The sequence below is a fragment of the Vreelandella janggokensis genome (assembly GCF_031451615.1).
GTDB lineage: Bacteria > Pseudomonadota > Gammaproteobacteria > Pseudomonadales > Halomonadaceae > Vreelandella > Vreelandella janggokensis.
Window position 1 is genome coordinate 52251 of sequence record NZ_JARWAJ010000007.1, and the last position, 26418, is coordinate 78668.

The window sequence follows — 26418 nt, forward strand, 5'->3', positions numbered from 1 at the left end:
AAAACGCTAAGCTGAGTGAGAAAAGTAGGATAAAAATATTAGGAGAAACGAATGGCCCTCACAGAATGCCCTGAATGCTCTCATCAAGTCAGCGATACTGCCTTCAAGTGCAGCAGCTGCGGCAAGCAGCTACGGAAGCCAAAGCGCGGTTTTTTCGGAAAGATTTTTAAATGGACCTTCATCCTCTTCAATATTCTCATGGTGATTTGGATGTTTGCTTATCTGGGCGAGATCGGCGGCATGATGGATGGTGCCACAGATGAGTACTCAGAGGCTGGCACTGCGATAGGTGGAACGTTGGGCGTTGGTATGCTGCTAACGTTCTGGGTGTTCGGCGATGTAATCCTTGGACTGTTTGTTTTATTCACTAGGCCAAAATCTGAATGAGGTTATCTATGAAACCTGCAGTCCTCGCTATTGCTTTGCTCGCAGGGTTGGCGTCAACCGCGAATGCACAAGAAATACCCCGCTTCGACGTTGAGGCTCATTGCGACAACATCGCCAGATTCGGGGGTGATTTCAGCAATATTACTTATAATGGCTGTATAGATATGGAGCAGTCTGCCTACAACAACTTAAAAAACCGTTGGGGTGACGTCCCGACTGGCATCCGCAGTGAGTGTATGAACATTGCCACTTTTGGCGGCACTGGGGACTACATGACGCTTCAGGGCTGCATTGATATGGAAACCAGTGCTGCGAACAACCAGAGCGAGTTTAGCTTCGATTGATATGCGTGCCCGGTTTGCTCAGCCGGGCATCAACCCGCCAGCCTTCGTGATCGATCTCTACCAGGTCGCCGCATCCCTCACAAAGCTCCCAGAATGTCTCTCCTGGCTTACAGCCTCCTGCCGTGTGCTCGGCTTCAATCTCGCCTAAATATTTCAGTGCGCACTGCCTGCAGAACTCTGCCATAACGCTTCCTTTGTATCGTTAATCTTGATTCCAGGGGCGGCAAATGAAGCCCATCTGACCACCAGGATGTTTGGCTGGTCGCCATACGCCCTCGCTGATCAAGTCAGTTCGACCCAGTATGTAGGTCAGTGAGCCAGGTGTCAGCATGTCTCGGCTATCAAGCTCTGAGTGGTGGCATCGGCCAGAGTAAAGCTTGCCTTTGTAGATTACATGAAACTCAAAGACGCATGCTGGAGGCGATCGACGCCTCAGGCTAATCCAGCCCTGCTGCTCGAGGCGCTTCCGCCACTTCGTTGCTTTATAGCACCGGCTCATCACATAGCTTCGGCAGGGTTCCAGCGAACGCGCACATGCTCCGCTGTGTCATCGAGCGGGGTGATGTCGGCATTCTCGATGGTCCCCAGGTCGTCAAGCATCCGCGCCCAGTCGTCAGCGTTATCGTCCTCTTGCCGTTGGATTTCAGCGCAGTTTTCTGCCTGGGCCTTTGGGCTATTGATGACGCGCTTCACTCGCTCGACCAATTGCTGATAGCTCTTATCAGACATGGTGACTCCTTTAATTAACTGATTATATGTACAGTAATTTAGGGCGAGTATAGGCAGGGCGAAGGCGGGGTGTCTACCCGTGCTTTCATTGCTTCTAGCTGGTCAAAAAATGATCAGAAAGGCCGATAACAATGCGTACCAACAAGTGCTAAATAGTTGATTAGGCAGGGTATAAGGTTGGCGATATGCGTAACAGGATTTTAGATAAGCGTATGATAATACTACCCGAGCTTACCTGACTTGTAATCAGTAGGTCCCGGGTTCGACTCCTGGTGTCGGCACCACTAAAAGTGGTTTAGAAACAGCACGTTAAAGAATTTTAAAAGGCCGCCTTCCAGGGCGGCTTTTTTGTGGGTGTCTACAAAGTGTCCACAGCGTAGACATTGCCAATGGGGTGGCTTGGCGGCTTGTTTCATCCGCCCGTTGGTTTGATCAATACCCGGTCATCTCCAAATAGCCGACACCAACATTTTCCTGCGTTTCTGCCTGGCGAACCACGACATCGCCTTCCCAGTAGGGTACCGAAGTGGGCATCCAGCGATTGGGGTGGCGTGCCTCTACGATAAGTTGTAACCCAGCATCGGGCAGCGTGAGCGACCAGCGCGTAGGGATGTCTCGGTTGGCTACGGTCTGGGTTTCCAGCGGCGTCAGCGTGACGCGGTCGGCGCCGATGAGCTGGGTCTGCCCATCCACCGAGATTAAATGGGCAAAGACATAGTCGCCCCCGGCTTCGCCGCCGCCTCTTAACCGATAGGCCATCAGCTTACGCCCATCGTCCAGATGCAGCGAAAACCAGTCCCAGCCGGTTTGTTCCGGGGTGAGCAGTTGGCTGCTCCATTCGCGGTCCAGCCAGCCTTGGCCGCTGACCTGGCGGGTTTCACCGTTGAGCGTGACACGGCCGGTGATGCTTAGGAACGGCTGGCTGTAGTAGCGCGACCCCTGGCCCTCGACGGTTTTCGCATTAAACCCATTCTCTCCGTGCCAGATCAATGGGCCTTGAGCGCTGAGGTTAAGCGTGTAACCAGAACGCTCAGCACCCTCACCGCTGTAGGCCTGTAGGGTAAAATCCTCAAAGTTGGCGTCTGACGGGCTTTCGAGTGACCAGTCATCAATCCAGGCCTGAAACGGCGCCGCTTGGACGCCCGCTTGCCCATTGGTGTGTTCACTGTGGCTGCGCGCAAAGCGCTCGGCGGCAACGTGCGTTTCTCCCCGGGAAATCCCCAGGTGCGCCATCCACACCTGGTCGGCTGCCCATGGCGACGGCTCAGGGCGCTCGTCAGGGGGTGTCAGCGCCTGGCGAAAAAGCGTCCATTGAAGACCGAGCGGCTCGCCCTTGTCGTCTTCAAGGTTGGCGGTCAGGTACCACCATTCGATGCGGTAGTCGGGGTGCGACCCGTGATCCTGGGGGAAGCTCAATGGCGTGGACGCATCCGCCTGAGCAAATTCCTCCGCGTTTTCACCCAGACCCGCAAACCCCTGGGGCGCCGCATCGGAAGGGGATTCCTGGCAGCCGATGAGGGTGGCACATGCCATCGCCACGAGCGCAGTCGATAACCGGAAATAATTCATGTGGCCCCCTGGTTTAGCATCGCCTGGGGAGAGGTACGCCACAGCTGAATTGATGGCAGGGCGGCGGCGGCCAAGGCCACGCCCAACGCGGTGATCAGCGTGATGAGTATGTCCCATGGGAAAAGGTAGAGCGGTAGCCGCCAGCCAAATGCCGCAACGTTGATGATTGCCACGAGCGTCCAGGTGATGGCAATGCCCAGCGGAATCGCCACCACCCCGGTAAACAGTGCCAGCCCGCCGAGTTGAAAAAGCGGCAGGAAGGTCAGCGTTTTGCGCGGCACGCCGAGTGCCCATAGCGAAGCCAGCTGGCGCCGTCGTTCTCGCGCCTGGGCCAGCAACGTGGCGAGCAGCGCTAATGCCGCCACGCCCAGGGTGAGACCGTTCAATGCGCGGGTGATGGTAAAGGTGCGTTCGAAAATTTGCGTCGCCAGCCGTTTGATTTCCTGTTGATCGACCATCGCCTCCGTGGATACGTCAAAGCGATCAGTCATTGCCTGTCGCAATGCCTGGCGGTCGGCGCGGTCGTTGACCACCAGCCCTATCGAGGCAACTTCGCCGCCGAAGCGCTGAATCAGCACTTCGGTGGGTACCAGGATCTGCTGGCGTGGGTTGCCGTAGTCAGGGTAAACCGCGGCAATCTCAAATGGCCTCGCCCCTTGCGGGGTATCCAGCGTGACCGCGTCACCCGGTACGAGTTGTTGTGCCACGGCCATCTGCTCGTTGATAAACACGCTATTCGCCGATAACGCTGCCCATGCAGTGGGTCTTCCTTCGGTTGTATCAAGCAGCGGCCAGCGGTCGGTGATGGTGGGTGCAGGGGTAATGCCGAACAGCGCAATGCGCTTGCGGGTACCCTGTTCTTGTGCGTCGTCCATCGCCAGCAGGTCGACGCTGCCGCGAGCGGTGGGCAGTGTTTCAGCAACGTCAGGTCGCGCATCGAGCCAATCCAGCATGGGTGCCAAGGTCGATGGCGAGGCATTGACATATAACGGGGCGGCCAACCGTTGGTCCAGCCAGTCCAGGAAGGTAAGGCGAAAGCCACCGACCATGCTGCTGACGCCCAGGTTGGTGGCAAGCGCAATCAGCAACGCCATCATGGCCAGGGAAAGTCGCGGCAGCTGTAGCTGAATATCGGCGACCGCCCAGTGGGCAAGCGGGTGACGGCGGAGCCATCGCTGCAGGAGATGGAGCACCCCATTTATCAGCGGCGGCAGGCATAGCGCGCTGCTCAGCAGTAGCGCGGCAACAAACCCAAAGCTTATCTGCACACCCTGGCCGGGCGGCAGTAGACTAAGCCACAGTACTAACCCCAAGGCGAGAACGGCCACCGCGGCGGCACCCAGTGTCATGCGTTTTAGCTGGCGCTGGTAGGCTAGTCGCCATGCCTGGGATTGGCCCAGTGCCAACACATTGAGGCGAGCCGCCCGCCAAAGCACACCGCTGCCCGCCAGCAGCAGGCCGCCGAAGGTAATCGCCAGGCTGCCCACCCAGTAGTGCCACGGCAGCACCAGGCTGCGATTGACGTCGGCTTGATAAAGTGACGACAGCGTCGTGGCGACATCAGGGAGTAGCTGGCCTGCCAGCCAAATGCCGCTGGCGAGCCCAAGCGCTGCGCCCAGGACGCCGAATACCAGCAATTCAAGCAGAATGGCCATGACGAGCGTGGCGGCGGGGACGCCCAGGGCGCGCAGCGTTCTTAGTGTGGTGAGGCGCTGTTCCATGGCAAGCCCCAGTGCGGCCTGGACGATAAACAGGCCGACGACTAATGACAGCAGTGCCAGGGCGGTGAGGTTGAGATGGAAGCTTTCGGTGAGCTGCTCTGGGGATGCCAGTGTAGCGGCGCGGGTGAGCCGATAGCCTTCGGGCGCTGTGGATAGGGCACCCGGGGCGGTGACCAGTTGGCTCAAGGTGTTATCGCGGTCCAGCAAGAGGGCGGCTGCGGCGATCTCCATCACCAGGGTGTTCGGCGGAAGGTCGGTGCGCAGCGCCAGTGGCGGAAGGCGCTGGCCGCTATCTTCAATACTATCTCCAGCTCTGTCTCCAGCTCTGTCTCCAGCACTATCGACAGCAGGTGTCATGCCTGGCGCCTGCTGTCGAGAAAGCCCCAGCAAGTCGAGCGTGTCGGGAGCGAGCCGGGTTTGCCAGGGTGGCGTGATAAAGGCCGTTAACGCGGCACCGCTGGCGCCCAGCGTGTTGCTGCTTGGCAAGGTGAGCGGCTCAATGCCGACGATGGTCAGGCGTTCCCCATCGATTTCCAGGGTGCCTTCCAGCATCGGAGAGACGGGGAAGCCTTCTCGACGCAGTCTCAGGTAGTCCTCGCGGGTGAGTGGTTGGCCATCGCGCCGCGACAGCTCGTCAAGGTTGGCACTGAACAGTGCATTGGCACGGGCATAGCTGTCCTTGGCGGTGGCGTTAACGGCCTGGACGCTGCTCCACAGGGCGCTTGCGACCCACAGACCCAGCAATAGCATGGCTAGCTGCCCTGGATGGCGCCGGTAGTGGGCCAGTAATGTCGCCAGCACGCGCAGGATCATGAAGCGTTATCCTCCAGGCGCCCCAGGTGGAGGTGTACCAGGCGGTCGAGCGGTGCCGCGACGCGAGCGCTGTGCGTCACCATCAATAACGCACAGTGCGTCTCTTTCACCAGATCGAGCAATAGCCCGAGGACCGTATCCGCGCTTTGCTCGTCCAGGTTGCCGGTGGGCTCATCCGCTAGCAACAGGCGGGGACGAGCGGCCAGCGCGCGACCAATCGCCAGACGCTGCTGTTGGCCACCCGACAGCTGCTCGGGATAGTAGGTCTCGCGACCGGAAAGCCCCAGACGCGCCATCAGGTGGGCAGTCCATTCTGCGTCCTCGCGGCCCGCCAGGCGCGCCTGGAGTCGCAGGTTATCGATGACGCTCAGGCTGGGCACCAGATGGAACTGCTGAAACACGAGCCCCAGCGACTGGCGACGCAGTCTGGCGCGAGCAGGCTCATCCAGGGAGGAGAGCGCATGACCGTCAATGCAGATCTCGCCGTCACTGGGCAGATCCAGGCCTGCCGCCAAATGCAGCAGCGTGGATTTGCCACTGCCCGATTCGCCCATCAAGGCCAGGCTATCGCCCTGTTGGAGCGTCAGGTTGATACCGTTGAGGACTGGCAATGTCCCCTGCGGGGTGCTGAAGGTTTTGTGTACCTGATGCAGGACCAGCATGGGGTCTCCTGTTGCCCGCAAAACGATGGGTTATAAAGTATACAGATATTTTACTTGTAGTTTATATGGTATCGATTTTGTAATGGATAGGCTGAAAACTACCGGTGCGTGTGGGGGTGGTAGGTACTGTCTTGAATGGGCTGAATCGGACTGTATACACTGTAAGACCTTCCCTGGATGTACAGGCGCAAAAGAGTGAATTTTTTTCACGTAACCCATGTTATGGGGTGCGCATGTACGACTTGCAGGGAAGCTGAGGTTGTCTACCTTGTGCACTGCAAGATGAGTTACCTGAAACTGATCTGAAATTTAATCATACAAGGAGTGGATTAGATGACAGTCAGCAACACACCTCTCAATGTTGTTAACACACACAAGCAATATAGCGAAATGACAGACATGCCGTCTGCTCAGTTTTCGATGGTCAAGGATCCCTATCCATCGCGGCTGGCTAACGCCCCAGCGTCACTCTGGCAACCGCGCCAGGAGTCAGTGGTGAAAGGTCGGCACTTGTCTGGCCCTCTCAGCCAGGCGCAACTCGACGAGTTCGAACGCAAAGGGTTTCTGTTTATCCCTGACCTGATCGTCGGTTCAGAGCTTGATGAGCTGCGTCGGGAGTTGCGGGCACTAATGAATCATGATGCCTATCGGGATAAACCGTATAGCGTTACCGAGCCGGAAAGTCAGGAGATCCGTTCGCTGTTTGCCGTGCATCTTCTCTCGCAGCGCATGGGTGAGCTCGCCCAGGATGAGCGCCTGGCGGGGGCTGCGCGGCAACTGATCGGCGCCGAGCCCTATGTGCATCAGTCGCGCATCAATTATAAGCCTGGGTTTGCCGGCAAAGGTTTCAACTGGCACTCCGACTTTGAAACCTGGCACGCTGAAGACGGGATGCCCAACATGCATGCCGTGAGCGCCTCACTGATTCTGACAGAAAACCACGAATTTAATGGCCCTTTGATGTTGATCCCAGGGTCGCACAAGAAATTCGTGCCGTGTCTGGGGGAAACGCCAGGAGACAACTACAAAAGCTCACTTAAAGCGCAGGAAGTTGGCGTGCCAAGCAAAGAAGCACTGACGGAACTGGTCGCCGAGCATGGTATTGAGGCGCCCAAGGGTCAGGCAGGTGGCCTGTTGCTGTTTGACTGCAACACGCTGCATGCTTCCAATGCCAACCTGTCGCCAGATCCGCGCAGCAACGTTTTTTTTGTGTTTAACCGTCCGGATAACCGTTGCCGCGAGCCTTATGCAGCACCAGCATCGCGTCCTGGCTTTCTTGCCCACGAACCTGATGACGACGTCCAGTCGTTAACAGCGCCATCCCGGTAAATTAACCCGGTAACCACTCAGGTGTGGAACAATCGCATGGCTGGGGTAGACTGGTGCGCTTGCTACTGTGCGTGCATCATAAGGAGTCACCCCATCATGCGTTTTGTTCCCCAATTTACCGATGGTCAAGCGTTTCCCTACGAGCTGGGCAAGGTTGTGTGTGTTGGGCGCAACTATGCTGACCACGCTAAAGAGCTGGATAATCCGGTTCCCACCCAGCCACTGCTGTTTATCAAACCGGCGACCAGCGTCGTGGATATTCAGCAGCCGTTGTCACCTCCCTTTCAACGTGGCGATGTTCACTACGAGACTGAACTGGCCCTGTTAGTCGGCAAAACCATCAGTGATGCGACGCCGGATGAAGCCAGTGCAGCGATTGTCGGGCTGGGGCTGGCGCTTGATTTAACGCTGCGCGATGTTCAAACCGAACTGAAAGACAAAGGACATCCCTGGGAGGTTGCCAAGGCATTTGACGGTGCCTGCCCGCTGTCGCCGTTTCTACCATTGAGCCGCGAACCAAATTGGAACGCGCTGTCCTTCAAGCTGGAGATTGACGGTGAAGAACGCCAGCACGGTGAGGGGGCGGACATGATTTTCACCATCCCTACCCTGGTCGCAGAGATGAGCCGTCATTTCACCCTGGAAGCAGGAGACGTCATTTTAACCGGGACGCCCTCGGGAGTGGGTGAGCTGCCACGTGGCGCCACGCTGCACATGACGCTGACCGGTGGTTTGGATATTACCACCAGCGTGGTTGAGTGAGCCGCTGACAGTAAAAGGCCACCGACAGCGTCGGTGGCCTTAGTTTTGACAAAGGCGGGTAAGCCAACGCTATTCCAGGTAGGTGTAGCCTTCCAATCCGTCGCTCAAGCTGGCGGCAAAACGTGCCTGCTCGCTGGCGGAAAAACCACTGGTAGCCAACTGTTCAGTGAGCTTTTGCTTCAATACCCGGGCATCGAAGTTCACGTAGGCGAGCACCTCCGCCACCGTATCCCCGGCCTGAGCATTGGACAGCTGCCACTCACCGTCGGGGCCCAGAGCCGCATCCACTGAGTCGGTATCGCCGAAAAGGTTGTGCAAGTCACCGAGAATTTCCTGATAAGCCCCCACCAGGAAAAAGCCCAGCCAGCGCTCATCCTCGGTTGCCCACTCAGGAATCGGCAAGGTGCTTTCAACGCCCTGGCCGTCCACATAGCTATCGATGCGGCCATCGGAGTCGCAGGTGATGTCCTGGATAATCGCTCGACGCGTCGGAGGTTGATCCAGCCCGCTTAACGGCAGTACCGGGAAAATCTGCTCGATGCCCCAGACATCGGGCACTGACTGGAACAGCGAGAAGTTGACGAAGAGCTTGTCGGCCAGCTTCTCCGCGAGCTCATCCATGATGTCGCGATGCGCCCGGTTGCGCGTATCCAGTTGGCTGCGCAGTCTTGCGCACGCGGCCATATACAGGCGCTCGCCTTCGGCGCGGGCATTGATATCGCTGAGCCCCAGCACGAAGCGGTCCTGTAATTCGCTGACCGCCTGGAACAAATCATGCCACGCCTCGACCAGCACGCGAGGTTCCTGGGGTTCTGCCAACTGCTCAAAGACGCGCCATAACGCGGCTACTTGCAGATCATCCTGTTGGGAACGCTCGGGCGGCGTGTCGTCGATACGCTCATCGCCAATCACATTGGTAATCAGCACGGCATGATGGGCGGTTAGTGCCCGGCCGGACTCGCTGATCAGGTGCGGCTGGGGCAGCTTGGCATCCTGGCAGAGCTGGGCAAAGGCACTGACCACGTTGCGGGCATACTCGCGCATTGAATAGTTGGCCGAGCAGTCGCTGCGCGACCGGGTGCCTTCATAATCGATACCCAGGCCACCGCCCACATCGACGGTATCAATCGGGGCACCCAGGGTAATCAGGTTTTGATAGAAGCGGGCACACTCACGCAGACCACGCTGAATATCGCGGATATTGGCAATCTGAGAACCCAGATGGAAGTGCACAAGCTGCAGGCTATCGAGGGCTTTCTGAGTACGCAGAGTCTCCACGACGGACAGAATCTGGCTGGCGGTAAGGCCAAACTTGGATTTTTCGCCGCCGGTATTTTGCCACTTGCCTTTGCCGACGGAAGCAAGCCGAGCGCGCAAGCCGATACGCGGCGTCACGTCCAGCTCACGAGCCTCTTCAAGAATGACGTCGAGCTCTGAGAGTTTTTCGACTACCAGGTAAACCCGGTGGCCGAGTTTCTCGCCCAGCAATGCCAGTCGGATGTACTCACGATCTTTATAGCCGTTACACACGATCAGCGAAGAGCCGCCCTCCGAGAGGGCAAGCACTGCCAGCAATTCGGGCTTGCTGCCGGCTTCCAGGCCGACACGACCGCGGCCGCGTTCGGCGGTGGCCAGGATTTCCTCCACCACGCGTCGTTGCTGGTTGACCTTGATAGGGTAAACCGCCGTATAGCCGCCCGCATAGTCGAGCTCTTGCATGGCGACGTCAAAAGCGCCGCAAAGTTGCTCAACGCGATCGTGAAGGATGTCGCTGAAACGCACCAGTACCGGTAGGCGTAACCCGGTTTTCTGAAGTTGGCGCACGAGGCTGCTCAGCGGCAGTGCCGGCCCCTCGGCCGCGTTGCCTAATGGCCTCACCAGTGCCTGGCCCTGGTCATCCACATCGAAGTAGCCACTCCCCCACTGGTCAATGTTCCAGGTGCGACGAGCACGCTGGGCTGAACGGGTGGTGGACGCTTCGCTCATGAAGATGCCTCGGGTAGTGGTAATGCACCATGGGTGATGCGCGCTTTCAGGATGGTTCGGAAACGGTCGGGGTCATGGGGGGTCAAGTCGTGGGCGGGTGGGTCCACGTAAACCACCAGCAGGCGCGAGAGCCAGTAGCGCAGCGCTGTCATGCGCAGCATGGTCGGCCACAGTGCTTGCTCATCCGCCGTTAATGGACGGCGGGCCTGATACGCACTAAGGATGGCCGCATAGCGTTCGCTGTTCAGCGTACCGTCCCCATTGGAAGCCCAGTCGTTAATGACAATGGCGAGGTCAAACAGCAAGTCACCGGTGCAGCCATTGTAAAAGTCGATAATGCCGCCAAGCTCGTCGCCTTCAAACAGCGTGTTGTCGCGGAAAAGGTCGCCATGAAGCGCGCCCTGGGGCAACTCATCGTGTTGGGCGAAGGCACTTTCGAAGTCATCGACCTCGTCTTTCATCAGCGTCTGGTCATCAGGACTCAGGTAAGTCAGCACCCTGTGATGCATGGCATGTAGCCAATGCAGGTCCCGCGGATTGGGGCGATGCCCGGGAAAGTGCTTGGACACCACGTGCATTCGCCCAAGGGTATCGCCCAGCGCATGGCATTGGGCCAGATTGGGTGCCTCTGGGTGACGACCCCGCAAGCGCGGAAACATTAGCGCGGGCTTGCCGGCCAAGCTGTGAAGCGCAACGCCATCGCGGTCGTGAACGGTGCCGGGGACGGGCAGACGGTGCTCATCCAGGTAGTCCAATAACTCGACAAAAAACGGCAGCTCGGCATGCTCGCCCTGTTCGAACAGGGTCAATACCAGTTCGCGATGGTCGGTGGTCACAAAGAACGTCGAATTTTCTGTGCCCGCCGCGACGCCCTGAAGGGAAACGAAGCTGCCAACATCAAATTTTTCTAAAAACGTAGCGACCTGTGCGTCGCTAAGCGGAGTGAATACAGCCATGAGAATCTCGCCCAGGTTGCTAAGCCCATTATTGTAGCGGCTTGATGCATCAGTTGGCAGCGTTGTGTCATGTTGAATAACACATACCATCATCTTGGGTCTGCAGTGTTGGCGCCGAACGCGTATCATGGAAAGTCGATGTCTTACTGTTTGCCAACAATGGAATTTGGTTATGGCCCGTGCTCCGATCGTGCTTGTCGATGGCTCCTCTTACCTGTACCGCGCGTTTCATGCGCTGCCGCCGCTAACCACCTCCAATGGCCAGCCTACGGGCGCCGTGAAGGGGGTGCTGAACATGCTCAAACGGCTGATCAAGGATTATCCCGAAAGCCCCATGGCCGTCGTTTTTGACGCGCCGGGTAAGACCTTTCGCGATGACCTGTACAGCGACTACAAGGCCCATCGGCCGCCGATGCCCGACGACCTGCGGAGTCAGGTCAAGCCACTGCACGAGTGCGTGAAAGCTCTCGGCCTGCCGCTGCTGTGTATTGAAGGTGTTGAAGCTGACGACGTGATTGGCACCCTGGCCCACCATGCCACTCAGGCAGGGCGCGACGCGGTGATCTCTACTGGCGATAAGGACATGGCGCAACTGGTCAATGCCCATATCACGCTGGTCAATACCATGAAGGATGAGACGCTGGATGAGGCAGGCGTTGAGCAGAAATTCGGTCTGCCGCCCGCATTGGTCATCGATTTTCTCGCCTTGATGGGCGACAAGGTCGATAACATTCCCGGCGTGCCAGGGGTCGGGGAAAAAACTGCCATTGGCTTGCTTCAGGGCATGGGCGGGGGGTTGGATACCATTTATGGAGATCTGGACCGGGTTAAAACCTTGTCATTCCGGGGTGCCAAAACGTTGCCCAAAAAACTGGAAGAACACCGTGAGCAGGCGTTTCTTTCTTATCAACTTGCTACCATCAAGATCGATTGTGAGTTGCCCGTGGGGCTGGACGACCTGGACATCGCACACCCAGATCGTGAAGCGCTGGTAGAGCTCTACAAAGAGATGGAGTTCAAGCAGTGGCTGGGTGAGCTTCTTGAAGGCCAGGACGAAGGCGTTGATGACGTCAAGAGCGGCGAGCCCGCGCCCGCCAGCGCCACCGCCGATGATAGCGTTGCCGCCCCCAGCGAGCGACGCGATCATGTGATCGTAGAGCAAAGTGAGCTGGATACGTGGCTGGAACGCTTGCATAACGCTGAGCGCTTCTGCTTCGACCTGGAAACCACCAGCCTCAACTACATGGACGCCGAAATCGTTGGCATTGGGCTGGCGCTGGAAGCGGGTGAAGCCGCCTATATTCCGGTGGCCCATGACTACCTGGATGCCCCGGCGCAGCTTGACCGCAAAGCGGTATTGTCCGCGCTGAAACCGCTGCTGGAAGACGTCCAGAAAACCAAAATTGGCCAGAACCTCAAGTACGATATTTCCGTGCTGGCCAACTATGATATTGCCGTGGCGGGACCGCTGGCTGACACCATGCTGGCCTCCTACGTGCTGAATTCTACCGCCACGCGACACGACATGGACTCCCTGGCGCTGAAGTATCTGGGTGAAAGCACCATTTCGTTTGAAGACATCGCTGGTAAAGGCGCCAAACAGTTGACCTTCAATCAGGTCGCTCTGGAGCAGGCGGCCCCGTACGCCTGTGAAGACGTGGATATTACCCTGCGGTTGCAGGAAACCCTGCGCCCTCAGGTCGAGCGCGAAGGCCGCCTTGCTGAGGTACTGGATCATCTGGAGCTACCGCTGGTGAGCGTGCTATCGCGCATCGAGCGCAATGGCGTGGCGTTGGATGCAGAACGCCTTCATGAGCACAGCCAGCAGTTGGAAACCCGCATCCGTGAGCTGGAAAGCCAGGCGTATGAACTGGCTGGGCGCGAATTCAATCTGGGTTCACCCAAGCAGTTGGGGCAGATTCTGTTTGAAGAACAGAAAATTCCGGTCCTCAAAAAGACCCCCAAAGGTGCTCCTTCGACCGCAGAAGCGGTGCTGGAAGAGCTGGCGCTGGATTACCCGCTGCCCAAGGTGATTATGCAGCACCGTGGGCTTGCCAAGCTGAAGTCCACTTACACCGACAAGCTACCGCGTCTTTTGAACAAAGCCACCGGACGCGTTCACACTAGCTACCATCAGGCGGTCACGGCTACGGGTCGGCTGTCATCGTCCGACCCCAACCTGCAGAACATCCCCATCCGCACCGAAGAAGGCCGCAAGATTCGCCAGGCGTTTGTGGCTCGTCCCGGTTACCGTATTGTGGCGGCCGACTACTCACAGATCGAGCTGCGCATCATGGCGCACCTGTCGGAAGACAAGGGCCTGCTTGAAGCCTTTGCCGAAGGGCGCGATATCCACACGGCCACCGCGGCGGAGGTGTTTGGTACGTCGCTTGAGAACGTCTCCGGCGATCAGCGGCGTAGTGCCAAGGCCATCAACTTTGGCTTGATCTACGGCATGAGCGCCTGGGGCCTGTCGCGCCAGCTGCACATCGAGCGTAACCAGGCGCAAACCTATATCGACCGCTACTTTGATCGCTACCCAGGGGTGGCGCGCTACATGGATCGTATTCGCAGTCAGGCGGCAGAGGACGGCTATGTGGAAACCGTAAGAGGGCGCCGTCTCTACTTACCGGAAATCCACTCGCAAAACCGTAACCGTCGGCAGGGGGCCGAGCGTATCGCGATCAACGCGCCCATGCAGGGCACCGCGGCGGATATCATCAAGCAGGCGATGATCGATGTGGATGCCTGGCTCGCAGAGGGCGAGTTTGACGCGCTAATGGTCATGCAGGTGCACGACGAGCTGGTGTTTGAAGTCGCCGAGGACCAGGTGAAGGCCTTCATTGAAGAGGTGCAGACGCGCATGCAGGGCGCCGTCAAACTGAGTGTGCCCCTCATTGTGGAAGCCGAAAGCGGTAACAACTGGGATGAGGCTCATTAAAGTAGATTAATTTGCAAATGAGCTAGCTCATTTGCCGGGTTATGTCTCTTCCCTGCCCCCAAGGCAGGCAATCGACTCGTGCTCGGCGACCACGCTTTCAAGGGATTTGCATAGCGCCTGAAACGCTTCGCTGGAGTGTCCGGGGCGTTGGTGGAGTTCAATTTCGACATGTCCCAGGTTGGGGAGGCCTTCTTCTTCGGTCACTATCCGGCAGCCCGGCGGCACGCTACGCGGGGTTTTAACGGTTATTGCCAGTCCGTTTTGCACCGGCACGTTGATACCTGTCGGGGATTGGCTGACGTAGCGAAGCTCCCAGCGGGTCTCATCGCGGCCCAGCGCAGATAACGCATGCGCCCTGAAAATGCAGCCCTCGGGATTCAGGGCCAACGGCAGTGTTTGCCATTGCGAAAGTGAGACGTGGTCGGCCATGACCCACACCATCGGCTCCCAGCCAAGCAAGTGACCGGATTGAGTGGGCTTGTGCCTTACCGAGAGCACCACGTCTAACAGCCCTTCCTGAAACCGCTTGACCAGGGTGTCGCTGATATCGCAATGCACTTCTAACTGAATTTGCGGAAACTGGGCCGCAAAGCGTGGCAGCAAGTCGGGCAGGTAGGTAGCGGCCTGTTCTTCCGAAGTGCCCAGCCGAATAAGCTCGCCATGCATTCCGCCCTTCAAAAGATCCTTGGCCTCATCTTCGAGCTTGAGCATATGGCGCGCATAGGGAAGCAGGTGTTCCCCGGCGGCCGTCAACAGAACGCTGCGGCTGGTGCGCTCAAAAAGCGCTTGATGCATCTGGTCTTCAAGCCGCTTGATTTGCAGGCTCATCGCCGATTGAGTTCGATGCAGCACCTTCCCTGCTGCGCTAAACCCTTGGCATTCGGCGACGGTGACAAACGCACGTAGTAAGTCTGTGTCCATGATGAATGAGCCATTTAAATGGGTGTTATCTTAACTATTCATTTCTATTATGGAAGAGCCTTCACTAGCCTGTCCAGATAAGCTTCCAACGCGACAGGAGCGTGACCCCATGACAATAACCGCCGCTAAACAACCCGTGAATGCCCTCGAAGGGCTGATCGACCTTGAGCGCTACCCGCTCAATGAGTTGTCATCGTCGGCAGGAAAAACGTTTATCGCCGATTGCCGTCGCCAACTCGAAGAAGATGGCTGTGTGGTGCTTAAAAACTTTGTTCCTGAAGCCGCATTAGCTCGGCTTGAGCGTGAAACTGAACGACTATCGCCAGACGCCCACTACAACCAGACCGAGACCAATCCGTACAACAGCGACGGTGACGCATCGCTACCCGCCACACACCCCAAAAACCGCTTTGATGATCGGACTAACGGCTTTGTCGCCGGCGACCGCATCGACCATGACACCATTATCCGCCAGGTGTACGAGAATCCCGAATTTCAGCGGTTTATTGGTGCGGTTGTGGGTATCGATGAGATCCACCAATACGCCGATCCCCTGGCCGATCTGGTGGTGAACGTGTTGCGCGAAGGCTGTCAGCACCCCTGGCACTACGACACCAACGAGTTCATCGTCACCATGATGACGCGGCAGTCCCACAGCGGTGGGCGCTTTGAATATGCGCCGGGGATTCGCAACCCCGAGGGTGAAAACTTTGCTGAGGTGGAAAAGGTGATCGATGGTGATCGCTCACGCTTGAAAGCGCTGGATCTTCAGCCTGGCGATTTGCAGATTTTCTTTGGCCGCTATTCGCTCCACCGCGTGACGCCCGTGGTGGGTGACAAAGAGCGCCATACGGTGATTTTCGCCTATGCCAAGGAGCCTGGTTTCGTGGGTCGTCCCGAACGTGCACAGCGCATCTTCGGCCGCATGGCGCCGGTCCATGAACAGATTCTTAAAGACGGCATGCAGCGCAGCGATAGCCTGGCGGATTAAGGCCGCCCGGCGCTCATTCCGTTCCTGATACCACTCCCAACGCGAGATATTCATGAGCATTGTCGAAAGCGAAAGCCTGACTGATAACGAGCCGGACCACATTCCCGTCGTGCCTTCGGCGCCCATGGCCAACGGCGACAGTATCCCCACGGCGTTTGACCCCAAGCAGCTGCGCGCCGGACGTCTTGAGCGCCTGCGCGCCATGATGGCGGAAGAAGGGTATGCCGCGCTGGTACTGTTTGACCCGAACAACCAGCGCTATGCGACAGGGTCGCGCAATATGTTTGGTTACTTTTTGCGCAACTCCACGCGTTACGTCTACGTGCCGCTGGAAGGGCCCATTATTCTGTTCGAATATCCTGGCAGCGCGCATGTATCCACCTGGCTTGAAACCATCGATGAGGCGCGAACCTCCAAGGTAGTATGGTCGGCGGTGAACCAGCGTGATGGTATGTCATCCGACCCCTTTGGGGTGGAGATTGCTGAGCTGATTGAAGAGCATGGCAAAGGCAACAAAAAGGTCGGTCTGGATCGCTGTGCATTGAATCTGGCGCGGGCATTGGAAGCCCAAGGGCTCGATGTGTATGACTGTATGCAGGACACACTGCACTGTCGACGCATCAAAACGCCCGAGGAAATCGCCTGCCTGGCGCAGTCGATGGCCGCCAGTGAAGCCGCTGTCGCCGAAGTCGAAGCGGCGATTAAACCGGGGGTTACCGAAAACGAGCTGTTCGCGATCATGTACGGCGAGGTGATCAGAGGCGGCGGTGAGTTTATCGAGACCCGTCTGCTTTCCTCAGGGCCGCGCACGAACCCCTGGTTTAACGAAGCCAGCGACCGCAAGATTCGCCCGGGTGAATTGGTGGCGCTGGATACGGACACCATCGGTTGCCATGGCTACTACTCGGATTTTTCGCGCACTTTCCATGTCGGGCCCGGCAAGCCGACGGCCTATCAGCGCGAGCTTTATGGTATGGCCTACGACCAGGTGCAACATAATATGGGCTTGCTCAAGCCGGGTATCAGCTACCGGGAAATTGCCGAGCAGGCATGGAAAATCCCCGAGCGCTTTATCGACCGCCGTTACCCGTCGATCATTCACGGGGTAGGCATGCACGGCGAGACGCCGCTGGTCGCCCACCACATGGATTTCGACCGTTTCTCCAAGGACGGTATCCTGGAGCCTGGCATGGTGGTGTCGGTAGAAAGCTATATTGGCGAAGTCGGGGCAGCCGACGGCGTCAAGCTGGAAGAAGAGGTGCTGATCACCGAGACCGGCATTGAGCGGCTTTCCCGCTATCCGTTTAACGACGTGTTGTTGAACCGAGAAGTGTAGTCGCTTGATCCAGCCGCTGGCGACGCCTCAACGTCGCTAGCGGTATCCCGCCATCAACTCTCTCACCAGCGGTGTGTCGGCGTCGCGGTGGGTGGGCAGTTCAAAGCGCGCCTTGGCAATCGCGGTGCGTGATAGATCCGCGACAATCAGCGCTTCTTCATCATCGGCCTGTACCAGTGTCTCGCCACTTGGCCCGAGAATGCGCGAGCCGCCCCAGAAGTGGCTGTCGCCTTCCGGCCCGAAGCGGTTCGCCATGATCACGGGCGTGCCGTACGTCATGGCATAAAAGCGTGTATTCAGCGCCCAGTTTTCTTCGTTGGAAAAGTCGTCGCTGACGATGCCGCTGGCGGAGTTGATCGGCGCACAAAGCACCGTGGGGCGGGCGAGCAGGGCTGCATGCACAAGCGCCGGGTTCCATAAGTCGGCGCAAATCAGCTGGGTGGCTGACCAACCCGGGCAGATATCCGTGTGAGTGAGTTCACTCCCATGGGTGAACCATTTGCCTTCCTCAAGTCCGCCATAGGTGGGCAGGTTCAGTTTGCGGTGCACGGCGATAAGCTGGCCATGCTGAAAGATGGCCAGCGCGTTGTAATATTCACCGGGGCTTGCCTCTTCCACGAAACCGACGACGACCTGCATCGGGCCGCAGGCGCGGGCCAGTGTTTGCAGGCGCGGGTCTTCCAGCGGCATTGCCACCTGCATCACGTGGTTTGCCAGGCGATAGCCCGTCAGTGAAAGCTCGGGAAACACCAGCAGTTCGACATCGTCGTGCTGGGCGTCGGCAATCAGTGCCAAATGGCGCTCAAGGTTGTCATTCACCTCGCCAAGCGTGGTATTGATCTGGGCGGCGCCGACGCGAAGGGTGTTTTGAAAATGCATTGGGCTTCCCCATTGAAAAAGCCGCTCCATAGGAGCGGCTTTGCTGTGATGGCAATCGGCATTATGCCAATGCTACCCACGAGCGACTAGAGCAGATCATTCTCTTCGAGAAAGCTTTCTGCCACGTCTTCAATCGACACGCGCTCGACATCGACACGGGCGTTCAGCTCGGCCATGGTGGCGTCGTTTAACAGCGCCGACAGGCGGTTCATCTGGTCGGCTAGTTCAGGGTTCGCTTCAAGGGTTTCGGTGCGTACCACCGGGGCGAGGGCGTAGGCCGGGAAGAAGCCCTGGTCGTCTTTGAGGACGTGAAAGTTAAAGGCGGGGATACGCCCGTCGGTGGCGAATACGAGGCCGACGTCGACTTCTTCATCGCGCAGCGCTTGATAGACCAAACCGGTATCCATGCGGCTCACGTCGCTGCGACCCACGCGAAAGTCATAGGCTTCCATGAGCGGCCGCCAGCCGTCTTCACGGGCGTAGAACTCGGCGTTAAGCGCAAAGGTCAGGCCTTCTTCATTGTTGACGGCGTCGGCCAGGTCGGAGAGCGTTTCGATGCCGCGTTCTTCGGCGTCATCCTCGCGCATAGCGAGCGCATAGGTGTTATTGGCATCCGACGGTTCAAGCCAGGTCAGGCCTTTTTCGGCATCGAGTTCTTTCACCCGCTGGTAGGTATCTTCAGGGCTCAGGCTTTCGGTGATGTCGTTATAGTTGATCAGGGACGTGCCGGTGTATTCCCAGTAAAGATCGATCTGGCCGTTTTCCTGTGCTTGACGCAAAACGGCGGAGCCCATGCCGGAGCGGTTATCGACGTCGTAGCCCAGGTTATCCAGGTACTGGGTCGTCATGGTGGAGAGAATCTGCTGCTCGGTAAAGTTCTTGCCGCCAACGCTGATTTCGTTGGCATTAGCCAGCGAGATGCCGCTGGCAAGGGCAATACTGGTCAGTGCGGTAGTTAATGTTTTCATCATCGATTCCTTCTTTTGTTAGTGAAGCGTCAGTCACGGTGATCATCAAGCGCGGCCGGGGTTGACCCCGCGGGGGACAACGAGGAAGGCAATGATCGCAATCAGCGCATCGACCACGATCGCCAATAGCGCGGTCGGAATGGCGCCCGACAGCATCATGACCGGGTCGTACAGATCAATGCCGGTAAAGATCAGCTCGCCAAGGCCGCCCGCGCCAATCAGGAACGCCAGTGGCACCGTGCCCACATTGATGGTGAGTGCGGTGCGCATGCCGGCAAAAATGACGTAGAGAGCATTGGGTAGTTCGACTTTGAAAAGCCGTTGCATGGGGGACATGCCAATGCCTGCCGCCGCTTCCATCAGTGCCGGGTTAACGCCCTTTAAGCCGGCATAAGTATTCCGGGTTATCGGCAGCAGCGTGGCCACAAACAGACCGAAAACGGCTGGCACCGTGCCAATGCCCAGAAAGCTCATCGATAGCGCAAGGACGGCCAGGGTGGGGATCGTGGTGCCCACGTTGAGTATCTGCATCAATGATTCGGCCACTCGGGCCATACTCGGGCGAGAGAGCACAATACCGAGCGGGATGGCAACGAGAATGGCCAGACTGCCTGACATGGCCGTCAGCCAGATGTGCTGAACCGCCAGATACTGAACATCGGGCAGATACCAGATAAAGTCATCGATGACGCCACTGGACTGACTCCATACACCGGCGAAAAAAATAGCCACCAGCACCAGTGCCTTAAGCGCCCCTTTCATGGATCGAATCGGCATGGTTACTCCTTGATGGCCGGCGATGGCGTGCGGTCATCCCCCTGGCGAGCGCGATATCTCGCGCCTAAGTGGCTGGTCATGGCGCGCTGGGTAATTTGCCCGCACACCGTCCCTTCGTCGTTGACACAGGGGAGCCAGGTCTGGTCGTGGGCAAACATCAGGGATGCGGCTTTACGCAGGTCGTCGTCGAGACCCACAACGGCCGGGACGGCCTGGAAATGATCACGGCAGTAGCCCTTTGTGGTGCGCGCGACGGAGCGGCTGACAATCCCGGCGGGCTGCTTGCGGTCATTGACCATCAGAATGGCGTTTTGGTAGCCATAGTTGTCGATTTTGGCCAGCGCGGCTTCCAGCGTATCACCGGGCGATACCGTGCCGATTTCGTCGGTGACAATCTCGCGCACTTTAACCAGGTTCAAACGCTTGAGCGCCCGGTCTTCGCCCAGGAACGATTCCACAAAGGTGTTTTTGGGCGCTGCCAGCAAATCATCGGGCGTGGAGTACTGAACCAGCTTCCCTTCCCGGAAGACCGCCACGCGGTCACCCATTTTGATGGCTTCATCAATATCGTGACTAACGAACATGATGGTCTTGTTGAGTTCTTGTTGCATCTTCAGGAACTCGTCTTGAATGACGGCCCGGTTGATCGGGTCGATGGCCCCAAACGGCTCGTCCATCAACATGACCGGCGGGTCAGCGGCCAGCGCGCGGGCGACACCAATGCGTTGCTGCTGGCCACCCGACAACTCACTTGGGAAGCGTTTCAGAAAGGCATCCGGTTCCAGCGCGATCATTGCCATCATCTCGCGGGCACGCGCCTTGTATTTGGCCTTGTCCCAGCCCAGCAGCTTGGGCACGATGGTGATGTTTTCCTCAATGGTCATGTTGGGAAACAGGCCGATCTGCTGGATCACGTAGCCGATATTGCGTCGCAGTGTCTGGGTATCGAGGCCGGTCGTATCGTCGCCATTGATAAACACTTTGCCAGAAGTGGGTTTTACGATCCGGTTGATCATTTTCAGTGTCGTGGTCTTGCCGCAGCCCGATGGCCCCAACAGGACGCATATTTCGCCCTCAGGCACTTCCATATCGATATGGTCAGCGGCCACCACCGCGCCTTTTGGCGTATCGAACACCTTGGTCAGGCTGTCAAGTCGAATCATAGGGGTGTCTCTTATAGTAGAAATGACATCAGAAAAGCGGCCTCAGGTCGCGTCGGCCTGGCGGCTCATTCCCTTGGGCGTCAGGCGCTTTTGGACATACAACAGTGAATAGTCAACGATAATCGCCAGTACGCTGACGGCAACCGCGCCGACGATCAGCTGACGGGGGTCTGACTGTGAAATGCCACGGCTGATGAAGGTGCCCAAGCCACCTGCGCCAATATAGGCCGCAATCGCCATCACGCCGATATTGAGCACCACTGCCGTACGAACCCCGGCCATGATGACCGGTATGGCGAGCGGGATCTCGACTAAACGGAGGCGTTGATTGGGGCTCATGCCGATGCCTCTGGCCGCTTCCCGCAACGCGGGGTTCACGTTGTTTATCGCTGTGTAGGTATTACGAATGATGGGCAACTGGGAATAGAGCAGTACCGCAATAACGGCAGGTACGTAGCCGATGCCGTGCCCAATCAGCGATAGCACCGGAATCATGATGCCAAACAGTGCGATTGAAGGGATGGTGACGATAATCGAGGCCAGATACAGCACCCCTTGAGCCAAGCGCTCGTTTTTGGTGATCGCGATGCCGATCGGCACGCCCGTCAATGTCGCTATGCCCACGGCAACACCGACAAGGGCAATGTGCTCTAACGTTCGCGACAGCAGCAGGCCCGCACTGCCCAGGGCATATTGAAGTATTTCCAAGCGCAGCCTCCTTATTATAAAAATGAATAATGGCCAGGGCATGGTCCGTCAGGAGGCATCGCTCCTGCTTGCCTGTATGTAGGGGTTCAGCTTATCAAAAGGATGGCGTGATTATCGGGAATTGGCATGACGATGCGAAATAGGCTGAATTTGCGGTTTTTATATAACCCGGCACGATCCAGGTTCAATCACGCCTCAGACTGCTTGCTCAGCCGCTGTTCGAATTCATGGGCGGGGATCGCGTGGCTGAACCAGAATCCCTGGCCCCAGCAGTTGCCGTCTGACATCTCTAGTACGCGTTGAAGTCGCTGAGTCGATGAAAGGCGTGTCTGGAGCCTAACAATAACTTGTGTTTTGGGGGGAAAGCAGAAATGCAGTTTGCGCCCAGCCTGGGCCCAAGGCTATTGTGAACGGTAAGCACAAAAAAAGGCAGACCAGTAAGTAACTGATCTGCCTCTCGAAATATTGGTAGCGGGGACCGGATTTGAACCGATGACCTTCGGGTTATGAGCCCGACGAGCTACCAGACTGCTCCACCCCGCATCAACGTGTGGCGTATTCTACGCTTTTTTTACGTTTCGTCAATAGGCGTTTTAAAACGTTTTCCCTATAGCCGTTGGTGGGCTTCGTGCTGCAACATGAGCCGAGTAGCGCTATGCTGAGGTTAGTGCAACAAGAACAATGCTGACTCTCGGTAAGTCGCGCATCTGTATTGCGATTTGCCGTTGGTACTTAAGCGCCAAGGCGCTTTTCACAATGGCTTGCGGTGTCAATTCTGCAACGCCCAAGCCATTCGTCATATCAGGGAGGTAGTCAATGGCCAATCAAGCCCCCGTCGCCTGGGTAACTGGTGGAACTGGTGGTATCGGCACGGCGATTTGTCGTTCGCTGGCGGATGCGGGTTATCTGGTCGTAGCGGGTTATCACAACCCCGAAAAGGCCAAAACCTGGCTGGCATCGCAGCAAGCCGATGGCTATAACAACATTGCGCTGTCCGGTGTCGACCTTGCCGACCATCAGGCCTGCCTACAAGGTGCCCAGCAAATTCAGGAGCAGCATGGTCCCATCAGTGTGTTGGTGAACTGTGCAGGGATCACCCGTGACGGCACCATGAAGAAAATGTCATACGAGCAATGGTATGAGGTGATCGATACCAACCTGAATAGTGTCTTCAATACCTGCCGCAGTGTGATTGAAATGATGCTTGAACACGGTTATGGGCGGATTATCAATATTTCATCCATCAACGGTCGCAAAGGGCAGTTCGGCCAAGCGAACTACGCGGCGGCAAAAGCGGGGATGCACGGGTTGACCATGTCGCTTGCCCAGGAAACCGCCACGAAGGGCATTACCGTGAACACTGTGTCGCCCGGCTACATTGCCACCGACATGATCATGAACATTCCAGAAAAGGTGCGCGAGGCGATCCGTGAGACGATCCCCGTCAAGCGCTATGGTACGCCAGAGGAAATTGGCCGGCTCGTGACCTTCATCGCCGATGAGGAGTCCGGGTTCATTACTGGGGCGAACTTCGACATCAATGGTGGTCAGTTCATGGGCTGATCTCGTCGTTCATTTTGCTCATTGATCAAAAAGCCAGCGAGTATCCCTCGCTGGCTTTTGTGATGGCTCAAGGCGTAGGTGTTTGAGCGAGCCGGGTAAGCAGTTCATCCAGCTCGTCGACTTCTTGATCCCACAGCGATCTGGGCATGGGCCCAAGGGCAATGAGATCTGCAAGCACCTCGCTAACCTCCTGCGCGCGGCTACGCTCTTTTTGAAGCCCCTCGTTGAGGCGTTCCACCTGGATGGCCAGCCGCAGGGGTTCATCTTGCTGATGTACACGCCCCATGGCCAGCAGTGATAAGTGAACGCGAAGCCGGGCAAGCTGATCCTTCAGGTTGGCTTCGTGGGCGTTGGGGAGCCCCTCCATGCGTCGTTGATTGCGCTGATGGTGGGCCTGCTCAAAAGGCGCTTTCAAGCTCGTTTCGCCCAGCACCGCTTGTGCGTCTACCGTGTCTGCCTGTTCGTCGACAAGCCTGCGTTGGTCTGCGCGCAAGTGAGCTTCGATAAGCGGCGTCAGCTGCTGCCAGGCGGTGACCGTGCCCGCGACTTCAAGGCGGTTAAGACGCTCACGCCGGGCACGAATAATGCCGCTTAGACGCCGCTGCATACCTTCGCTTCGGCGGCTACGTGGCAGGGGTTCCAAACGCGTTGCCTGTTCAATGAAGGCGTCCAGCTTGGCGTGGTCGCTGGCATCTTGAGGTTGCCAGCTGTCCATTTCGTCGACCAGTGCTTGCAGGCTGTCGAGCTGGCGTTGCTGCTGGGCAAGCTGCTCTTGTTTATGCGCGTCGCGTCTGGCGAACAACTGGTCGCATTCGTGGCGGAAGGCCTTCCAGAGCGTTTGTTCTTCCCCTTTAGGCGCCCGCCCCAATTGACGCCACTGCTGCTGTAGCTGCTTGGCATCTTCAATGCGCTCGGCGAGCGGACGTTCGTCCTGGTGAAGCGCCTGAACACTGCTGATCAGGGCTTTCTTCTGGTCGGCAATATGCTCGGCACGGGTATCGATCAAGCTTTGTAGCTGATGGCGAGCGCGGCCAAACCGGCGACCAATGGCTTCTGCCTGTTCGCGCGGTACGGGAGAGTGGTGGCGCCACTGTTGGCGTGCTTTATCGCGAATTTCGCGCAGTACATCCGGGTCGGCGTCCTGTGCTGGCTGGGCCAGCAGGGTCTCGAGCTGCTCACAGAGTGCTTCGCGGGCACGCAAGTTAGCCTCCCGCTGTTGAGTTAGCCGCTCTCGCCAGGGGGCGAGGCGCTCGTGGATACGGTCCGAAGCAGCACGAAAGCGTGCGGACAACTCTCGATCAGCCGCTGCATCCCCAAGGGATTTCCATTCTTTGACGAGCTGGCGGTGGTGCCGGTCGAGTGCCGGTTCTGTCATGTGCTGATCGTCGGCAAGCACCTCAATGGAAGCGCACAGTTGTTCACGTTTGGGGCCTGCGACAAACCCTCGCCAGTCGCGTAGTTCGGCGAGTTGCGCGCCAAGCTGTTTCAGCCTTGCTTTGAGCGGTCGGGCATCGTCATCCTTGAGCGCCTCAATGCGCGGCTTCAGCCGTTGGTGAAGGCGGCTGGCGCTTTTGAAAGCACCACGTTCAAGCAACTGTTCGAAGGTGTCCAGGTCGTTGCTGTAAGCGCTGAGGGATTGGGCATCGGTCTGCGTATCGGCGGTTTCATGGGTGGCATCAAGCGCCTCCTGTGCTTGGCGAGCAAGCGTGGGCATGGTCAGAGTATCAGGCCAGCGGCATTGGTCGAGCAGTGATGAAATGGCGGAGTGGTCGGCGTCGGCCAGTGCTTGCTCAAGCTCAGCGCTAACGCGTTGCCAGCGCTGCCAGGCTTCGATACAGGCCTCGTACTCTTTCAGGGCCTGGGTGTAGCGTTGGCGTATCGAGTCGCTGGGCGGGTGCACATCGGACAGTTGCTGCCAGCGCTGGCCAAGCAACTGACGCTGGGCGCGAAGGCTGTCGATATCCTGAGACGTCAATCCACTGCCAAGCCGCAGGCCTTCCAGAGTTTCTTCCAGGCCTTCCAGTAACTGTTCTCGGGTCTGGTCGGTGGCTTCGCGTTGCTGGTTGTTCTGCTGACGCGCCTGTTCGTGAGTTTCATGATCGTGCAGCGTTTTGCGGCAAGCGAGAACGGCTTGATGGTAACGTGCCTCCTGGTCGGGGTCAGGCGATTGGCTGAGTTGATCCCATTCACGCTGCAGATGACGCAGCCGGCCGCCGTAGAGGGGTTCCCAGGTGGATTGGGCGTGACGTTCCAACTGCTGCAGAAGCGTCTCGCGCTTTTGCTGTTGGGCTTCTTTCCACTCGGCATCGGCACGCCGTTCTTGTAGCCGATCTTTGGCCATGCGTACGACCTGGCGGTCCCGGCGGGCTTGCTTCAACAGCTGCTTCAGGCCCTCTTGACTGACGATGCGATCCGCTGCCTGGTGACGAACGGCGGCGACGCCGTTATGGCAGGCGTGTTCGATCAAGTCGCGTTCATCAGTCAAACGGGCGAGCGCAGTAAGCCGTAAATTGAGGTTGTCACCCTTATGCACAAGAGCGTTGAGTATCTTGGTATCGTCGATACGCTCGGCAAGTGCCTCACGCTGGCCAAGCCCCGTTTGCCCTTGCTGGCCGCTGAGCCGCTGGCATAGCGCCTCTTGCCAAGCCATGTCGTTCTGGTGGGCCGGGTAAGCCGCCATGAGCCCTTCAAGGTCATCAAGAGCAATTAATGCGGCAAGCTGTATGTCGCTATCCGGATCCTGCGCAAGCGAAGCGAGCGCCTGGCGCTGTTCGCGATGGTCAGGATCAAGGCGGTGGAGAGCCTGGCGGCGTACCTCGGCATTGGGGTGTTGCCAGCGAGGTGCGAACAGGCGTCTTAACAGTCCGTGCATGGATCATCCTGCTGTGAGGCGCTTTGCGTGAAAAAAATCAG

Annotated in this window: 22 protein-coding genes and 1 tRNA gene; 8 read left to right on the forward strand and 15 right to left on the reverse strand. The window is 57.8% G+C overall.

Features of this window, described 5'->3' with window-relative positions:
- Positions 1–51: 51 nt before the first annotated feature.
- Both QC816_RS16530 and QC816_RS16535 read left to right on the forward strand, forming a co-directional pair.
- Positions 52–387 carry a zinc ribbon domain-containing protein gene (locus tag QC816_RS16530; protein WP_309783478.1) on the forward strand — a complete coding sequence of 112 codons (336 nt, stop codon included), beginning with the start codon at positions 52–54 and terminating at the stop codon, positions 385–387.
- 8 nt (positions 388–395) lie between these two features.
- The gene (locus tag QC816_RS16535; RefSeq protein WP_309783480.1) at positions 396–731 is read left to right on the forward strand and encodes a hypothetical protein; all 336 of its coding nucleotides are present in this window, start codon (positions 396–398) and stop codon (positions 729–731) included.
- Here QC816_RS16535 and QC816_RS16540 read toward each other — a convergent pair.
- The 5 genes from QC816_RS16540 to QC816_RS16560 all read right to left on the reverse strand — a co-directional run bounded on the left by QC816_RS16540 (position 718) and on the right by QC816_RS16560 (position 6225).
- Positions 718–915, reverse strand: coding sequence for a hypothetical protein (locus tag QC816_RS16540; RefSeq protein WP_309783482.1), 198 nt, complete (start codon positions 913–915; stop codon positions 718–720). The two genes, QC816_RS16535 and QC816_RS16540, sit on opposite strands and share 14 nt — an antisense overlap.
- Positions 916–1229: 314 nt before the next feature.
- Complete coding sequence (locus tag QC816_RS16545; protein ID WP_309783484.1) at positions 1230–1460, reverse strand: DUF1654 domain-containing protein; 231 nt, start codon at positions 1458–1460, stop codon at positions 1230–1232.
- Positions 1461–1892: 432 nt separating this feature from the next.
- Positions 1893–3029 carry a lipocalin-like domain-containing protein gene (locus tag QC816_RS16550; protein WP_309783486.1) on the reverse strand — a complete coding sequence of 379 codons (1137 nt, stop codon included), beginning with the start codon at positions 3027–3029 and terminating at the stop codon, positions 1893–1895.
- The gene (locus QC816_RS16555; protein ID WP_309783487.1) at positions 3026–5563 is read right to left on the reverse strand and encodes an ABC transporter permease; all 2538 of its coding nucleotides are present in this window, start codon (positions 5561–5563) and stop codon (positions 3026–3028) included. Before QC816_RS16555 ends, QC816_RS16550 begins: the two co-directional genes overlap by 4 nt.
- Complete coding sequence (locus QC816_RS16560) at positions 5560–6225, reverse strand: ABC transporter ATP-binding protein (RefSeq protein WP_085919055.1); 666 nt, start codon at positions 6223–6225, stop codon at positions 5560–5562. The genes QC816_RS16555 and QC816_RS16560 overlap by 4 nt, the downstream gene beginning before the upstream one ends.
- Before the next feature lie 333 nt (positions 6226–6558).
- Here QC816_RS16560 and thpD point away from each other — a divergent pair, with 333 nt between their 5' ends.
- Complete coding sequence (gene thpD, locus QC816_RS16565; protein ID WP_309783488.1) at positions 6559–7554, forward strand: ectoine hydroxylase; 996 nt, start codon at positions 6559–6561, stop codon at positions 7552–7554.
- Positions 7555–7650: 96 nt separating this feature from the next.
- Positions 7651–8316, forward strand: a complete 666-nt coding sequence (locus QC816_RS16570) for a fumarylacetoacetate hydrolase family protein (RefSeq protein WP_085919053.1) — start codon at positions 7651–7653, stop codon at positions 8314–8316.
- 69 nt (positions 8317–8385) lie between these two features.
- Here the strand turns inward: QC816_RS16570 and speA are convergent, their stop codons facing one another.
- Both speA and QC816_RS16580 read right to left on the reverse strand, forming a co-directional pair.
- Positions 8386–10302 (reverse strand): biosynthetic arginine decarboxylase, encoded by a 1917-nt coding sequence (speA, locus tag QC816_RS16575; protein ID WP_085919052.1) that lies wholly within the window; start codon positions 10300–10302, stop codon positions 8386–8388.
- A complete protein-coding gene (locus QC816_RS16580; RefSeq protein ID WP_199284554.1) occupies positions 10299–11258 on the reverse strand; it encodes a homoserine kinase in 960 nt (319 codons plus the stop codon). Before QC816_RS16580 ends, speA begins: the two co-directional genes overlap by 4 nt.
- 172 nt (positions 11259–11430) lie before the next feature.
- Between QC816_RS16580 and polA the strand changes: the two genes are divergently transcribed.
- Positions 11431–14199, forward strand: coding sequence for a DNA polymerase I (gene polA, locus QC816_RS16585; protein ID WP_309783491.1), 2769 nt, complete (start codon positions 11431–11433; stop codon positions 14197–14199).
- A gap of 39 nt (positions 14200–14238) precedes the next feature.
- Here the strand turns inward: polA and QC816_RS16590 are convergent, their stop codons facing one another.
- Positions 14239–15120 (reverse strand): LysR family transcriptional regulator, encoded by an 882-nt coding sequence (locus QC816_RS16590; RefSeq protein WP_309783493.1) that lies wholly within the window; start codon positions 15118–15120, stop codon positions 14239–14241.
- Between the two features lie 109 nt (positions 15121–15229).
- On the opposite strand from QC816_RS16590, the gene QC816_RS16595 reads away from it, so the two are divergent.
- Together QC816_RS16595 and QC816_RS16600 are read left to right on the forward strand one after the other, a co-directional pair.
- Complete coding sequence (locus tag QC816_RS16595; protein ID WP_309783496.1) at positions 15230–16111, forward strand: HalD/BesD family halogenase; 882 nt, start codon at positions 15230–15232, stop codon at positions 16109–16111.
- A 52-nt stretch (positions 16112–16163) separates the two neighbouring features.
- Entirely contained in the window at positions 16164–17447 is a 1284-nt protein-coding gene (locus QC816_RS16600; RefSeq protein WP_199284570.1) for a M24 family metallopeptidase, read from the forward strand.
- Between the two features lie 36 nt (positions 17448–17483).
- Here QC816_RS16600 and QC816_RS16605 read toward each other — a convergent pair whose 3' ends face one another.
- From QC816_RS16605 to QC816_RS16630, 6 genes are all read right to left on the reverse strand, one after another.
- On the reverse strand, positions 17484–18326 hold the full coding sequence (locus tag QC816_RS16605) for a nitrilase-related carbon-nitrogen hydrolase (RefSeq protein WP_309783498.1): 843 nt from the start codon (positions 18324–18326) through the stop codon (positions 17484–17486).
- Positions 18327–18412: 86 nt separating this feature from the next.
- Positions 18413–19294, reverse strand: coding sequence for a glycine betaine ABC transporter substrate-binding protein (locus QC816_RS16610; RefSeq protein ID WP_085919025.1), 882 nt, complete (start codon positions 19292–19294; stop codon positions 18413–18415).
- 45 nt (positions 19295–19339) lie between these two features.
- Positions 19340–20071 (reverse strand): ABC transporter permease, encoded by a 732-nt coding sequence (locus QC816_RS16615; RefSeq protein WP_085919024.1) that lies wholly within the window; start codon positions 20069–20071, stop codon positions 19340–19342.
- A 2-nt stretch (positions 20072–20073) separates the two neighbouring features.
- On the reverse strand, positions 20074–21234 hold the full coding sequence (locus QC816_RS16620) for an ABC transporter ATP-binding protein (RefSeq protein WP_085919023.1): 1161 nt from the start codon (positions 21232–21234) through the stop codon (positions 20074–20076).
- Between the two features lie 42 nt (positions 21235–21276).
- A complete protein-coding gene (locus QC816_RS16625) occupies positions 21277–21942 on the reverse strand; it encodes an ABC transporter permease (RefSeq protein WP_085919022.1) in 666 nt (221 codons plus the stop codon).
- Between the two features lie 466 nt (positions 21943–22408).
- A tRNA-Met gene (locus QC816_RS16630) sits at positions 22409–22485 on the reverse strand.
- Positions 22486–22758: 273 nt separating this feature from the next.
- Between QC816_RS16630 and phbB the strand changes: the two genes are divergently transcribed.
- Positions 22759–23505 carry an acetoacetyl-CoA reductase gene (gene phbB, locus QC816_RS16635; protein ID WP_085918288.1) on the forward strand — a complete coding sequence of 249 codons (747 nt, stop codon included), beginning with the start codon at positions 22759–22761 and terminating at the stop codon, positions 23503–23505.
- A 67-nt stretch (positions 23506–23572) separates the two neighbouring features.
- On the opposite strand, the gene QC816_RS16640 is transcribed toward phbB, so the two are convergent.
- Positions 23573–26377 carry a DUF349 domain-containing protein gene (locus tag QC816_RS16640; RefSeq protein WP_309783502.1) on the reverse strand — a complete coding sequence of 935 codons (2805 nt, stop codon included), beginning with the start codon at positions 26375–26377 and terminating at the stop codon, positions 23573–23575.
- Between the last annotated feature and the right edge of the window lie 41 nt (positions 26378–26418).